Source organism: Nocardioides albidus (assembly GCF_006335005.1).
In the GTDB taxonomy this organism is placed as follows: domain Bacteria; phylum Actinomycetota; class Actinomycetes; order Propionibacteriales; family Nocardioidaceae; genus Nocardioides; species Nocardioides albidus.
This window is the reverse complement of record NZ_VDMP01000015.1, coordinates 1-13,291: the sequence shown is the minus strand read 5'-3', so window position 1 is coordinate 13,291 and position 13,291 is coordinate 1. Positions and strand designations below refer to the sequence as shown.

General features: G+C 71.8%; 12 protein-coding genes and 1 pseudogene. 10 read left to right on the top strand and 3 right to left on the bottom strand.

The features are described from left to right. Nucleotides 1-364: pseudogene (locus FHP29_RS22430) on the top strand (biotin-dependent carboxyltransferase family protein); the annotation flags it as partial. A 195-nt stretch (nt 365-559) separates the two neighbouring features. Here FHP29_RS22430 and mce read toward each other — a convergent pair. Next, nucleotides 560-1,015, bottom strand: a complete 456-nt coding sequence (mce, locus tag FHP29_RS02855; protein WP_139621364.1) for a methylmalonyl-CoA epimerase — start codon at nt 1,013-1,015, stop codon at nt 560-562. A 139-nt stretch (nt 1,016-1,154) separates the two neighbouring features. Here mce and FHP29_RS02850 point away from each other — a divergent pair, with 139 nt between their 5' ends. Further along, nucleotides 1,155-2,354 carry an acetyl-CoA C-acetyltransferase gene (locus tag FHP29_RS02850; RefSeq protein ID WP_139621363.1) on the top strand — a complete coding sequence of 400 codons (1,200 nt, stop codon included), beginning with the start codon at nt 1,155-1,157 and terminating at the stop codon, nt 2,352-2,354. Between the two features lie 16 nt (nt 2,355-2,370). Then, nucleotides 2,371-3,357, top strand: coding sequence for a methylmalonyl Co-A mutase-associated GTPase MeaB (gene meaB, locus FHP29_RS02845; RefSeq protein ID WP_139621362.1), 987 nt, complete (start codon nt 2,371-2,373; stop codon nt 3,355-3,357). Here meaB and FHP29_RS02840 read toward each other — a convergent pair. Then, nucleotides 3,350-4,450, bottom strand: a complete 1,101-nt coding sequence (locus tag FHP29_RS02840) for a polysaccharide deacetylase family protein (protein WP_139621361.1) — start codon at nt 4,448-4,450, stop codon at nt 3,350-3,352. The genes meaB and FHP29_RS02840 overlap by 8 nt on opposite strands. A 131-nt stretch (nt 4,451-4,581) precedes the next feature. Between FHP29_RS02840 and FHP29_RS02835 the strand changes: the two genes are divergently transcribed. The 3 genes from FHP29_RS02835 to ispG are packed head-to-tail and all read left to right on the top strand — an operon-like array spanning nt 4,582 to nt 8,244. After that, nucleotides 4,582-5,697: a 1-deoxy-D-xylulose-5-phosphate reductoisomerase gene (locus FHP29_RS02835; protein ID WP_139621360.1), complete on the top strand. Its 1,116-nt coding sequence runs from the start codon at nt 4,582-4,584 to the stop codon at nt 5,695-5,697. Beyond that, entirely contained in the window at nt 5,694-7,049 is a 1,356-nt protein-coding gene (locus FHP29_RS02830; RefSeq protein WP_139621359.1) for a M50 family metallopeptidase, read from the top strand. Before FHP29_RS02835 ends, FHP29_RS02830 begins: the two co-directional genes overlap by 4 nt. Nucleotides 7,050-7,080: 31 nt before the next feature. Then, the gene (gene ispG, locus FHP29_RS02825; RefSeq protein ID WP_139621358.1) at nt 7,081-8,244 is read left to right on the top strand and encodes a flavodoxin-dependent (E)-4-hydroxy-3-methylbut-2-enyl-diphosphate synthase; all 1,164 of its coding nucleotides are present in this window, start codon (nt 7,081-7,083) and stop codon (nt 8,242-8,244) included. On the opposite strand, the gene FHP29_RS02820 is transcribed toward ispG, so the two are convergent. After that, nucleotides 8,237-9,130 (bottom strand): homocysteine S-methyltransferase family protein, encoded by an 894-nt coding sequence (locus tag FHP29_RS02820; RefSeq protein WP_139621357.1) that lies wholly within the window; start codon nt 9,128-9,130, stop codon nt 8,237-8,239. The genes ispG and FHP29_RS02820 overlap by 8 nt on opposite strands. Nucleotides 9,131-9,329: 199 nt before the next feature. Between FHP29_RS02820 and FHP29_RS22150 the strand changes: the two genes are divergently transcribed. Genes FHP29_RS22150 through FHP29_RS02800 form a run of 4 tightly spaced genes read left to right on the top strand, consistent with a single transcriptional unit; the run spans nt 9,330 to nt 12,926 of the window. Next, entirely contained in the window at nt 9,330-9,530 is a 201-nt protein-coding gene (locus FHP29_RS22150; RefSeq protein WP_205013837.1) for a hypothetical protein, read from the top strand. Between the two features lie 14 nt (nt 9,531-9,544). Then, nucleotides 9,545-10,390 carry a GNAT family N-acetyltransferase gene (locus tag FHP29_RS02810; protein ID WP_139621356.1) on the top strand — a complete coding sequence of 282 codons (846 nt, stop codon included), beginning with the start codon at nt 9,545-9,547 and terminating at the stop codon, nt 10,388-10,390. Between the two features lie 42 nt (nt 10,391-10,432). After that, nucleotides 10,433-12,199, top strand: coding sequence for a proline--tRNA ligase (locus FHP29_RS02805; RefSeq protein WP_240044266.1), 1,767 nt, complete (start codon nt 10,433-10,435; stop codon nt 12,197-12,199). Nucleotides 12,200-12,215: 16 nt separating this feature from the next. Continuing rightward, nucleotides 12,216-12,926 (top strand): HAD family hydrolase, encoded by a 711-nt coding sequence (locus FHP29_RS02800; protein ID WP_139621354.1) that lies wholly within the window; start codon nt 12,216-12,218, stop codon nt 12,924-12,926. Nucleotides 12,927-13,291: the final 365 nt, after the last annotated feature.

Sequence of the window (13,291 nt, the reverse complement as noted above, 5' to 3'; positions counted from 1 at the left end):
CCCCCCGGCGACGTACGACGACCGCCCGGTGCTGCGCGTCGTGCGGGGCCCGCGCGACGACTGGGTCCTCGACCCGGACCGGTTGATCGGCCGGGTCTGGCGGGTCGGCGCCGCGAGCGACCGGGTGGGTCTCCGCCTCGAGGGCGAGCCCCTCACCCCGGCGCCGGGACGCGGCGAGCTGCCCAGCGAGGGGGCGCTGCGCGGCGCGATCCAGGTCCCGCCCGGCGGAACACCCGTGGTCTTCGGCCCCGACCACCCCGTCACCGGCGGCTACCCCGTGGTCGGTGTGGTCATCGACGCCGACACCGACCGACTGGCCCAGCTGCGTCCCGGCGAGGAGCTTCGGTTCCGCTGGGTCCCCTGACGAGGTACCGCCGAGGTGCCACCGAAGTACCGCCGAGGTGCCACCGACGTACCGCCGAGGTGCCACCGAAGTACCGCCGAGGTGCCAAGAGTGGACCGGCGGGGTGATCGCAACCTGGCACCTCGGCGGTACCAACCTGGCACCTCGAGGGGACGAACTTGGCACCTCGGCGGTACCAACCTGGCACCTCGTCGGTCAGTGGGCGGTGCCGCCCTGAGCGGGCTCGACGAGCTCGACGAGGACACCGCCGGCGTCCTTGGGGTGGACGAAGTTGATCCGGCTGTCCGCCGTACCGCGCCGGGCCTCGGGGTAGAGCAGGCGCAGGCCGCGCTCGCGCAGGATCGCGGAGACCTGGTCGAGATCGGTGACGCGGTAGGCGAGCTGCTGGAGGCCGGGGCCGCTGCGGTCGAGGAACTTCGCGATCGTCGACTCCGCGTTGAGCGGAGCCAGGAGCTGGATCTTGGAGTCGGTGTCGCCGACGGCCACCATCGCCTCCCGGACGCCCTGCTCCTCGTTGGTCTCCTCGTGCGTGACGTGCATGCCGAAGTTGTCGCGGTAGAACGCGATCGCCTCGTCGAGGTCGGGCACCGCGATGCCGACGTGGTCGATGGCCGTGAAGAGGTGCGTGGGGACGCCTTCAGTGATGCTCATGCGCGTCATTGTGCCGCCGACCACCCCGGAGGAGGGTGTGACGAGTGCCTCACGGACCGCACGATGGACCCCTCGCCGGGCCCGGATACCCGCGAGTAGAGTCGAAAAGAGTTCCGACCCACGTCTGCACGGAGGAAACATGTCCGACAACCCCAGCGTCATCGTCGCCGGCGCGCGTACGCCGATCGGTCGCCACCTCGGCGCCCTCAAGACCCTGTCGGCCGCTGACCTCGCGGGCGTCGCCATCAAGGGCGCGCTGGAGAAGGCCGGCGTCTCCGGCGACCAGGTCGACTACCTCATCATCGGCCAGGTGCTCCAGGCCGGCGCCGGTCAGAACCCGGCGCGGACCGCGGGGCTGGCCGCGGGCCTGCCGCCGAGCGTGCCGTCGATCACCATCAACAAGGTGTGCCTGTCGGGCATCAACGCCATCGCCCAGGCCGACCAGATGATCCGCGCCGGCGAGGCCGAGATCGTGGTCGCCGGCGGCACCGAGTCGATGACGCAGGCGCCCCACCTGCTGCCGAAGTCCCGCGAGGGCTTCAAGTACGGCGACACCGCGCTGGTCGACTCGCTGGCCTACGACGCGCTCTTCGACCAGGCCACCCAGCAGGGCATGGGCAACCTGACCGAGTCGACCAACGCCTGCCGGGAGACGCCGCTGACCCGTGAGGAGCAGGACGCCGTCGCGGCTCGCTCGCACCAGCTCGCCGCCGCCGCGCAGAAGAACGGCGTGTTCGACGACGAGATCGTTCCGGTCTCCATTCCGCAGCGCAAGGGCGACCCCGTCGTCGTCAACAAGGACGAGGGGGTCCGCGGCGACACCACCGCCGAGTCGCTCGCCGGCCTGCGTCCGGCGTTCTCCAAGGACGGCACCATCACCGCAGCCTCGTCCTCGCAGATCTCCGACGGCGCCGCCGCGGTCGTGGTGACCAGCAGGAGGAAGGCCGAGGAGCTCGGCCTCCCGATCCTCGCCGAGATCGTCAGCCACGGCCAGGTCGCCGGTCCCGACTCGACGCTGCAGCTGCAGCCCGCCAACGCCACCAAGAAGGCGCTGGACAAGGCCGGCCTGACCCCGGCCGACCTCGACCTGGTCGAGTTCAACGAGGCGTTCGCGGCCGTCGGCATCGAGTCGGCCCGCGCCCTCGGGATCGACGAGGACAAGGTCAACGTCAACGGTGGCGCCATCGCCATCGGTCACCCGCTGGGCGCCTCCGGCGCCCGCATCACCCTGCACCTCGCGCTCGAGCTCAAGCGCCGCGGCGGCGGCCTGGGTGCCGCTGCCCTGTGCGGCGGTGGTGGCCAGGGCGACGCGCTGGTCCTCCGGGTCCCGTCTGCCTGATCGTCGATCGGTCGGCATGACAGAAGCAAGCACTCAGGGCGGCCGCCGCGGGATCACCGCGGCGGCCGTTCCGGGTCTGGTGGAGAAGGCGCGCGAGGGCGATCCCCGCTCCGTCGGTCGGCTCGTGTCCCTCGTCGAGGACGAGTCGCCCCTGCTGCCCGAGCTGATGCGGGCGCTCGCGCCGTACGCCGGGCACGCCCACGTCATCGGGCTCACCGGATCCCCGGGGGTCGGCAAGTCGACGTCGACCAACGCCCTCATCGGCGAGCTGCGCCGGCGCGGTCGCCGGGTCGCCGTGCTCGCGGTCGACCCGTCGTCGCCCTTCTCCGGTGGTGCGCTGCTCGGCGACCGGATCCGGATGGGCGACCACGTGCTCGACCCGGGCGTCTTCATCCGCTCGATGGCCGCGCGCGGCCACCTGGGCGGGCTCGCCTGGACCACCCCGCAGGCGCTGCGGGTGCTCGACGCCGCCGGCTTCGACGTCGTCCTCGTCGAGACCGTCGGGGTCGGCCAGAGCGAGGTCGAGATCGCCGGCCAGGCCGACACCACGATCGTGCTCCTCGCGCCCGGCATGGGCGACGGAATCCAGGCGGCGAAAGCGGGCATCCTCGAGATCGGGGACCTCTACGTCGTCAACAAGTCCGACCGCGACGGCGCCGACAAGGTGCGCCGCGACCTGCGCTCGATGCTCGGCCTCGCCGAGCGGCGCGAGGGTGCATGGCGCCCGCCGGTGCTCAAGACCACCGCGTCGACCGGCGACGGCGTCACCGACGTCGTCGACGCGATCGAGGAGCACGCCTCGTGGCTGCGCGACACCGGCGAGCTCCGCACCCGTCGGGTGCGTCGCGCACGCGACGAGATCGAGATCCTGGCCCTGACCGCGCTCCGGCGCCGGTGGGGCGGGGTCGGCACGGGCGACCGGCTCGACGAGCTCGCCGCCGCCGTGGTGGCGGGGGAGGTCGACCCGCACACCGCCGCCGCCGAGCTCTCCGGAGTCAGCTGAACTTCGGCCCGCGGCCCAGGGAGAGGTACGGCGGTCCCGGCAGGACGGTTCGCGGCGCGGTGGCGGCGTCGAGGAGCCGCACCTGGACCGACGGCTGGGCGAGCGCCAGGCCGTGGGGCTCGTGCAGGCGCAGGGTGAAGGCCTCCGGCGACTCGAGCACGGCATCGGTGCCGAGCGGGATCCGCAGCGTCGCCTCCAGGGTGCCGGCGGGGATCTCGACGCGGGTGCGGAAGGCGGGCAGGTCCGTGCCGACGACCGCCGTACCGGACGCCGCCTCCACGGTCAGTGCCGTGGCGCGGCCAGCCGGGCCCGCCAAGGTGAGGGTCACGAGCGCCTCGCCGCCCTCGATCCCGTCGGTGGCGATCGTCGACAGCGTCGGCGTGGGGAAGCCGGGTCGGCCCCGCTCATCGAGGGCGGTGAAGCAGTAGCCCCGGCGCTTCGCGACCCGGACCACGCGGTCCACCGCGCCGACCGAGCGGGGGGAGCGGTTGACCCCGTCGTGCTGCAGCACGATGTTCCTGCCGGGGTGCAGACCCGCGAGGATCCGTCGCGCGACCCGGCGCGAGCTCCCCGACTTCCAGTCGAGGGAGTCGTCGGTCCACAGGACCGGGACATAGCCCGCGTCGCGGATGGCCCGACGCGCCGGTCGGGCGAGGGCGCCGTACGGCGGACGCATCAGGTCGGTCGGATGGAGCCCGGCCCGCTCCATCGCCCGCCTCGTCGCCCGCAGCGAGCGGCGGACGTCGCGGTAGGACTGCCTGCTCATGTCGTGGTGCGCCCAGCTGTGGTTGGCGACCAGATGGCCGGCCCGCTCGACCGCACGCGCCGTGCGCGGGTCGGCCGCGACCCGCTGACCGACCATGAAGAAGGTCGCCGGGACGTCGTTCCTCCGCAGGACCCGCAGCAGGCGGCGCGTGCTCTCGCGCACCGGCCCGTCGTCGAAGGTCAGCGCGACCCGACCCCGGCAGGCGTCGCTGCGCCGCCCGTCGTCCACGTCCGTCGAGGCCCGCGCGGGGGACACGTTCGCGGTGCCCAGCAGGGCGACGAGGACGACCGCGAGCAGGCGGAGGAGAACGCGGGCGGGGCGAGGCACGCGCACAGCATGGAGGCTGCCGACGCTGCCGTCCGGCATTTCGCGCGATTCCGGACACGTGAGGAAGGTCGCTCGCGCCGTCCCCCGGAGGCGGGACCGGCGCGCCCCGTCGCTCCTGCGAGGATGGCCGGGTGAAGGACGTCGTCATCCTCGGCTCCACCGGGTCCGTCGGGACCCAGGCACTCGACCTGGTCCGCGCCAATCCCGACCGCTTCCGGGTCGTCGGCCTCACCGCCGGCGGCAGCAACCCGGAGCTGTTCGAGCAGCAGGTGGCGGAGTTCGCCCCGCTCTTCCACGGACTCGGCGAGGAGGCGAGCGTGGAGGCGGCCGCCGAGCCCTGCGACGTCGTGCTCAACGCCATCACCGGCGCCGTCGGACTGCGGCCCACCCTCGCGGCGCTCGACGCCGGCGCCACCCTCGCCCTCGCCAACAAGGAGTCGCTCGTCATGGGCGGCCCCCTCGTCCTCGACAGGGCCTCGCCCGGCCAGATCGTGCCCGTGGACTCCGAGCACAGCGCGCTCGCGCAGTGCCTGCGGGTCTCCACAGGCTCGACCACCGGATATCACGACGTACGACGCCTGGTGCTGACCGCGAGCGGCGGGCCCTTCCGCGGCCGGACCCGGGCCGAGCTCGCCGGCGTCACGCCCGAGCAGGCGGGCAACCACCCGACCTGGGACATGGGGCCGGTGATCACCATCAACTCCGCGACCCTGGTCAACAAGGGACTCGAGGTGATCGAGGCGCACCTGCTCTTCGGCATCCCCTTCGACCGGATCGACGTCGTGGTGCACCCGACGAGCGTCGTGCACTCGATGGTGGAGTTCGTCGACGGCTCGACGCTGGTCCAGGCCAGCCCCCCGACGATGCTGATCCCGATCGCGCTCGGCCTGTCCTGGCCCGACCGGGTGCCGGACGCGGCGCCGGCCGTGGACTGGACCCGGCCGGAGACGTGGGAGTTCGTCCCCCTCGACGACGAGGCCTTCCCCGCGGTCGCGCTGGCCCGGCAGGCGGGGGAGCGCGGCGGCACCGCGCCGGCCGTCTACAACGCGGCCAACGAGGTGGCCGTGGAGGCCTTCCGAAGCGGTCGCCTGGCGTTCACCGGCATCGTCGACCTGATCGCCGACGTCGTAGCCGCCCACGACGTACCCTCGAAGGGCCAGCTCTCCCTCGACGACGTGCTCGGCGCCGACGCGTGGGCCCGAGAGGCCGCCACCCAGCTCATCGACAGGACCGCACCCCGCCCATGACCGCTCTGCTCTACCTGCTCGGCGTCGTCGTCTTCACGGTGGCGATCCTGGCGTCGATCGGCCTCCACGAGCTCGGCCACATGATCCCCGCGAAGAAATTCGGCGGGAAGGTCACGCAGTACTTCATCGGCTTCGGACCGACGGTCTGGAGCAAGCAGGTCGGCGAGACCGAGTACGGCGTCAAGGCGATCCCGCTCGGCGGCTACGTCAAGATCGTCGGGATGCTCCCGCCCGCCGCGGTCGAGCTCGCCGACCGGGTCGAGGTCGACGCCGACGGCAACCAGGTCGTCCGGGTCCGCAAGTCCAACACCGGCATGTTCACCCAGCTCATCTCCGACGCCCGCGCCGCGGAGTGGGAGACCATCCGTCCCGAGGACGCCGACCGCCTCTTCTACACGTTCCCGTGGTGGAAGAAGGTCATCGTCATGGGAGGCGGCCCGACGGTGAACCTCGTCATCGCCTTCCTCATCTTCTCCGCGGTCTTCGCGACCTACGGCAACCCCGGCGACCGCACGGCCGAGACGACGATCGACGAGGTCAGCGCCTGTGTGCTGCCCGGCTACGAGGACAGCCGGGTCTGCACCGACGAGGAGGTCGCCGAGCGGCCGACCCCGGCGTACGCCGCCGGGCTGAAGGCCGGCGACCGGATCGTCTCCTTCAACGGCACCGAGATCGTCTCCTGGGCCCAGGTGCAGCGGCTGGTCAAGGAGAACGGCACCGACCGCGCCGAGGTGGTCGTCGAGCGCGACGGCGCGCGGCTCGCGTTCGACACCGAGACCGCCGTGCGGCCTCCGGACCGGAAGGGGCAGAAGGCCGACGAGAAGGTCGGCTTCCTCGGCGTGATCCCGCGCTCCCACCCGACCACGGGCGGCATCCTCTACACCGTCGACCAGATGGGGCAGATGACCGTCGAGGTCGTGAAGTCGCTGGCGACGCTGCCCGCGAAGGTCTGGGGCGTCGCGAAGGCGATCGTCGGCGTGGAGGAGCGGGACCCGATGGGCCCGGTCAGCATCGTCGGCGGCGGCCGCCTGGCCGGCGAGACCGCCGCGCACGACGAGATCCCGGTGCAGGGCAAGATCGTGTCCCTGCTCATGCTCGTGGCCGGCTTCAACTTCTTCATCGGCATGTTCAACTTCGTGCCGCTGCTGCCGCTCGACGGCGGACATATCGCCGGCGCCCTCTGGGAGGCCGTTCGACGCGGCTGGGCGCGCCTGCGCCGCCGCCCCGATCCCGGGTACGTCGACGTGGCCAAGCTCCTGCCGGTCGCCTACGTCGTGGGCCTGGCGATCCTCGTGATGGGCATCGTGCTCATCGTGGGCGACCTCGTCGTGCCGGTCCACCTCGAATCCTGATCCCGGCCCTCCCGCGACTAACCTTGGCGTCATGACGTCGTCCAGCCCGGCCATCAACTTGGGCATGCCGGCAGCACCTGCGCCGGTGCTCGCCCCCCGCCGTACGACCCGCCAGATCCGGGTCGGCAAGGTCGGGGTCGGCAGCGACCACCCCATCTCGGTGCAGTCGATGACCACGACGCTGACCTCCGACGTCAACACCACGCTCCAGCAGATCGCCGAGCTCACTGCGGCCGGCTGTGACATCGTGCGCGTCGCGTGTCCCAGTCAGGACGACGCGGACGCGCTGCCGGAGATCGCCCGGCACAGCCAGATCCCGGTCATCGCCGACATCCACTTCCAGCCGAAGTACGTCTTCGCGGCGATCGAGGCGGGCTGTGCGGCCGTCCGGGTGAACCCCGGCAACATCAAGAAGTTCGACGACCAGGTCAAGGAGATCGCCCGCGCGGCCCAGGACCACGGCACGTCGATCCGGATCGGCGTCAACGCCGGCTCGCTCGACAAGCGGCTCCTCGAGAAGCACGGCAAGGCCACGCCCGAGGCGCTCGTCGAGTCCGCGGTGTGGGAGGCGAGCCTGTTCGAGGAGCACGGCTTCCGCGACTTCAAGATCTCGGTCAAGCACAACGACCCGGTCGTCATGGTCCGCGCCTACGAGCTGCTCGCCGAGCAGGGCGACTGGCCGCTGCACCTCGGCGTGACCGAGGCCGGCCCGGCGTTCCAGGGCACCATCAAGTCGGCGACGGCGTTCGGGGCCCTTCTCTCCCGCGGCATCGGCGACACCATCCGCGTGTCGCTCTCGGCCCCGCCGGTCGAGGAGGTCAAGGTCGGCATCCAGATCCTGCAGTCGCTCAACCTGCGCCCGCGCAAGCTCGAGATCGTCTCGTGCCCCTCGTGCGGCCGCGCGCAGGTCGACGTCTACACGCTGGCCGAGCGGGTCACCGCCGGTCTCGACGGGCTCGAGGTGCCGCTCCGGGTCGCCGTCATGGGCTGTGTCGTCAACGGTCCGGGCGAGGCGCGCGAGGCCGACCTCGGCGTCGCGTCCGGCAACGGCAAGGGCCAGATCTTCGTCAAGGGCGAGGTCATCAAGACCGTCCCGGAGGCGGAGATCGTCGAGACCCTGATCGAGGAGGCGATGAAGATCGCCGAGTCGATGGAGCCGGTCGACGGCGCGGAGCCCACGGTCTCCGTCAGCTGACACCCCACATCGCGGCCACGTGCCGCGCGTCGGTGCCGCAGCATCCGCCGAGCACCTCAAGCCGGGGGAAGGCCTCGATCAGCGGTTGCTGGTCGAGTGCCAGCTGCTCCGGGTCACCGTCGTCGAGCGTCTCCGACTCGTCGAGCTCGGCATGGCTCATCGTCGAGGCGTTGACCCGCAGGCCGCCGATCCGGTCGCGCCAGACGCCGGGTTCAAGCCCGCGCAGCACGTGGCTCGGGTGGGCGCAGTTGACCAGGAAGTACGCCGGCGGCGCCACCGCGTCCACGGCCTCGACCGCCTCGGCGAGCGTGGTGCCGCCGGGCAGCCGGCCGTCGGTCTCCACGGTGAACCCGATGCCCATCGGCAGACCGACGTCGGCTGACGCCCGGCTGATCCCGATCGCCTCACCCACCTCGGTGAGCGTCAGCACGGTCGCACGCGACGCACCCGCCGCGGCGAAGGAGGCCAGCTGCGGCCGGTGGTAGTCCGCCGCCTCGTCCGGGTCCACCAGGCCCTCGCTCGCGTAGCCGTCGCCGCGCGGGCCGAGCATGCCGCCGACCTCCCAGCCGACGAGCTCGTCGGCACGCTCGGCGGCGATGCCGGTGAGGAGGTCGACAGAGCGACGGTTGATCCGGTCGAGCGCCGCGGCGTCGTATCCCAGCACGGCGGCGTGGTCCGGGTTGGCTCGCCACGTCGGGGCCTCCAGGAGCAGGGGAGCCCCTGCGCGCACCGCGATGTCGGCGTACCCCAGGTAGTAGTCGCGCAGGGCTGCCCGACCGTCCTCGTCGTCGAGGAGCGGGAAGGACGCGAACTCCGGGAGGTCGAATCCGCGCAGGAAGATCAGGTCGGTCTCGAGACCGCCGTCCGTCACGTGTCGTGTCGCCATCGCGCACCTCCGGGAGTCCTGCCCAGTGTGCACCCTGCCGCGGGGAACGGCACAGCACTAGGCTCGCCTCAGTGTCAGGGTGAGGCTCGCCGCTACTCGCGGCTGGTTGGATCCTGATCACCCGGTGTTGTGACTTGTTAGGAGCGTGGCACCGCCCCCACTGAGATGTGTCCGCCGACCGCCCGAACCATCCCGTCACTTGATCAAGGTGAAGGAGGCAGCCTTCGTGGTTGTTGTGGGTGCCGATGTGCAGAAGCGGACGCACACGTTCGTCGCGGTCGAAGGCATGTCCACCCCCGAAGCCCTGCGCTGCCTCGAACGACACCTCGCCCGCATCGTGTTCAACCACCTGACCACCGATCACGCAGCGTCCGCGACTGGACTCGCGGCCGTCGCTTGACATAGGAGAAACCCGTGTTGACCACCCGGCACGGCGTGCGCGTCCTCGCCCAGGCCGATCTCCCCGCGTTCGTGGACCTCGCGGGCCGCGACCCGGTCGTCAACGTGTTCGCGATCCATCGTGCCCACACCACGAAGCTGGAGCCGCGCTGGCTCGGTGGTGAGATGTGGGGCCGGTTCGACGGAGGTCACCTGGTCGCCGCGTGCCACGTGGCGGCCAACCTCGTCCCGGTGCAGGCCACCGAGGAGGACGCCGAGATCTTCGCCGGCCGGGCGCTGGCGCGTCGGCGTACGGCATCGACGATCGTCGGCCCGCAGGACGCGGTCCGGGCGTTCTGGGCCCAGGTCGGCCCCGAGTGGGGCCGGCCCCGCGACGTGCGCTGGGACCAGCGTCACCTGGCGATCGACACCGACCCGCTCGTCACCCCCGACCACGCGGTGCGCGCCGGCACACCCGAGGACATCGCCACGCTCTACCCCGCCTGCGTGGCGATGTACACCGAGGAGGTCGGCGTCTCGCCGGAGCTCGGCGGGGGAGCCGACCTCTACCGCGCCCGGGTGGCGCAACTGGTCGGACGCGCCTGGTCCTTCGTCCGGTACGACGGCGACGAGCTGGTCTTCAAGGCCGAGGTGGCGTGCGCGACCGCCGACGCCGCCCAGATCCAGGGCGTCTGGGTGCCCCCGCACCGACGCGGGGAGGGGCTCGCCACCACCGGGATGGCTGCGGTGGTGCGTCAGGTCCGAGCCCGGATCGCGCCGAACGTCTCGCTCTACGTCAACGACTGGAACCACGCGGCCCGGGCCGTCTACGAACGGGTCGGGTTCACCGAGACCGCCCGCTTCGCGACCGTGATGTTCTGACCGTCGGCCCGTCGCCGTAGGCTTCCGCGTGTGCTGATGCGGATGTCGACCCTGTTCGTCCGGACCCTGCGGGAGGACCCCGCGGACGCCGAGGTCCCGAGCCACCGGCTGCTCGTGCGTGCGGGCTACATCCGCCGCGCCGCGCCCGGCATCTACACCTGGCTCCCGCTCGGCCTCGCGGTGCTGCGCAAGATCGAGGCCATCATCCGCGACGAGATGAACGCCATCGGCGCGCAGGAGGTGTCCTTCCCCGCGCTGCTGCCGCGCGAGCCCTACGAGGCGACCAACCGCTGGACGGAGTACGGCGACGGCATCTTCCGGCTCAAGGACCGCAAGGACGGCGACTACCTGCTCGGGCCGACCCACGAGGAGATGTTCACGCTCCTCGTGAAGGACATGTACGGCTCCTACAAGGACCTGCCGCTGAGCCTGTACCAGATCCAGACCAAGTACCGCGACGAGGCGCGTCCCCGCGCCGGCCTGCTGCGCGGCCGCGAGTTCACGATGAAGGACTCCTACTCGTTCGACGTGAGCGACGAGGGACTCGAGGCGTCGTACCAGCGGCATCGCGACGCCTACGTCCGGATCTTCGACCGTCTCGGCTTCGACTATGTGATCGTCAAGGCCACCGCCGGCGCCATGGGCGGCTCGAAGTCGGAGGAGTTCCTCGCCAAGGCCGAGGTCGGCGAGGACACCTACGTGCGGTGCACGAGCTGCGACTACGCCGCCAACGTCGAGGCCGTCCAGGTCCGCCCGCCCGCTCCGGTGCCGTACGACGACGTGCCCGCCGCGCACGCGGAGGCCACGCCCGACACCCCGACGATCGCCACCCTGGTCGACCATCTCAACGCCGCGTTCCCGCGCGAGGACCGCCCGTGGACGGCCGGAGACACGCTGAAGAACGTGCTCGTCATGCTCAAGCATCCCGACGGCACGCGCGAGCCGCTCGCCATCGGCGTGCCCGGCGACCGCGAGGTCGACCAGAAGCGCCTCGAGGGCCAGCTGGAGCCGATCGAGATCGAGCCGATGGACGAGGCCGAGTTCGCCAAGCACCCGGCGCTGGTCAAGGGCTACATCGGCCCCGGCGTACTGGGCGAGGAGAACAAGTCCGGCATCCGCTTCCTCGTCGACCCCCGCATCGCGGAGGGCACGCGCTGGGTGACGGGCGCCGACATCGCCGGCTCGCACGCCATCGACGTCGTCGCCGGGCGCGACTTCACTCCCGACGGCACCATCGAGGCGGCCGAGGTCCGCGACGGTGACCCGTGCCCCCACTGCGACGGAGGCATCCTCGAGTCGGCCCGCGGCATCGAGATGGGCCACGTCTTCCAGCTCGGCCGCAAGTACGCCGACGCCCTCGACCTCAAGGTGCTCGACGAGAACGGCAAGCTGGTCACGGTCACCATGGGCTCCTACGGCATCGGTGTCACCCGTGCCGTCGCCGCGATCGCCGAGGACACCCTCGACGACATCGGCCTGTGCTGGCCCCGTGACGTGGCGCCGGCCGACGTGCACGTCGTCGCCGCCGGCAAGGAGGAGGCCGTGTTCGCGGCGGCCGAGGAGCTCGTCGCCGGGCTGACCGCCGCCGGGCTGGAGGTCATCTACGACGACCGCGCGGGCAAGATCAGCCCCGGCGTGAAGTTCAAGGACGCCGAGCTGATCGGCGTCCCGACCATCGTCACCGTCGGGCGCGGGGTGTCCGACCCCGACAACCGGGTGATCGAGGTGAAGGACCGTCGTACCGGTGAGCGCCAGGAGGTCGCCCTCGCCGAGGCCGTCGACGCACTCGCCGCGATCGTCCGCGGCTGAGCACCGGAGTCACGACATGGCGGTCGAGGCGGTCATCTTCGACTGGGGCGGCACGCTGACGGCGTGGCACGACATCGACTTCCACGCCGAGTCGCTCGCGCTCGCGCAGGCCGTGCGGACGACCCCGGACACCGGTGACGACCACCACGCCCATGCGACGCGCCTGCACGAGGCGGGCAGCGTGATCTGGGGCCGCAGCCGCGACCACCAGCAGAGCTCGACGATCGCCGACCTCTTCGACGAGGCGGGGCTCGACCACGACCCGGACCTGCTCGACGCCTACTACGCCTTCTGGGAGCCGCACACGCTCACCGACCCCGACGTCGCGCCGCTGTTCCGGTGGCTGCGGGCCGAGGGCATCAAGGTCGGCGTGCTCTCCAACACGATCTGGCCGCGTGCCTGGCATCGCGGGTTCTTCGAGCGTGACGGCGTCCTCGACCTGATCGACGGTGACGTCTACACCAGCGAAGTGCCGTGGACGAAGCCGTCCCCGAGGGCCTTCCGCGCGGCGATGGACGCGGTCGGCGCCGCGGACCCGGCGTCGTGCGTCTACGTCGGCGACCGCCTCTTCGACGACGTCTGGGGCGCCCAGCACGCCGGTCTGCGGGCGATCCACATCCCGCACAGCGCCATCCCGGCGGACCAGGTCGGCCATACCGAGGGCGTGCCGGACGCGGTCGCCGGCCGGCTGGCGGACATCCCGGACCTGCTCGCGCCCTGGCTCTGAGTCCCGGACCGCACCCGCCCCGGGCACCCGCCCCGGGCACCCGCCCCGGGCGCCCGCCCCGGGCGCCGGGAGGAACCTCAGGTCATTGCCTCTCGATCTGCAGGTTTGTGCAGTGCACATTTATGAGGATCGCCATGACGGGTCCCTGGACCCGTTCTGTTGCATGATTGTGCACGGCGATCGGTGAGCCCCACCTCTCCCACTCGCCAGTGACCGTTGTCCCCGGTCACCAGCGGTTCGCGACCCCGGCTTCGGGGGACGTCTCGGGAGTTCCCCGGATGTCGGAGGTCGCGAGCCGCTGGTCGTTTTTCCCCGCTCCGCGGCGGACGTCATACGCCGCGAGGTCTCCAGCCCACGGAACGTAT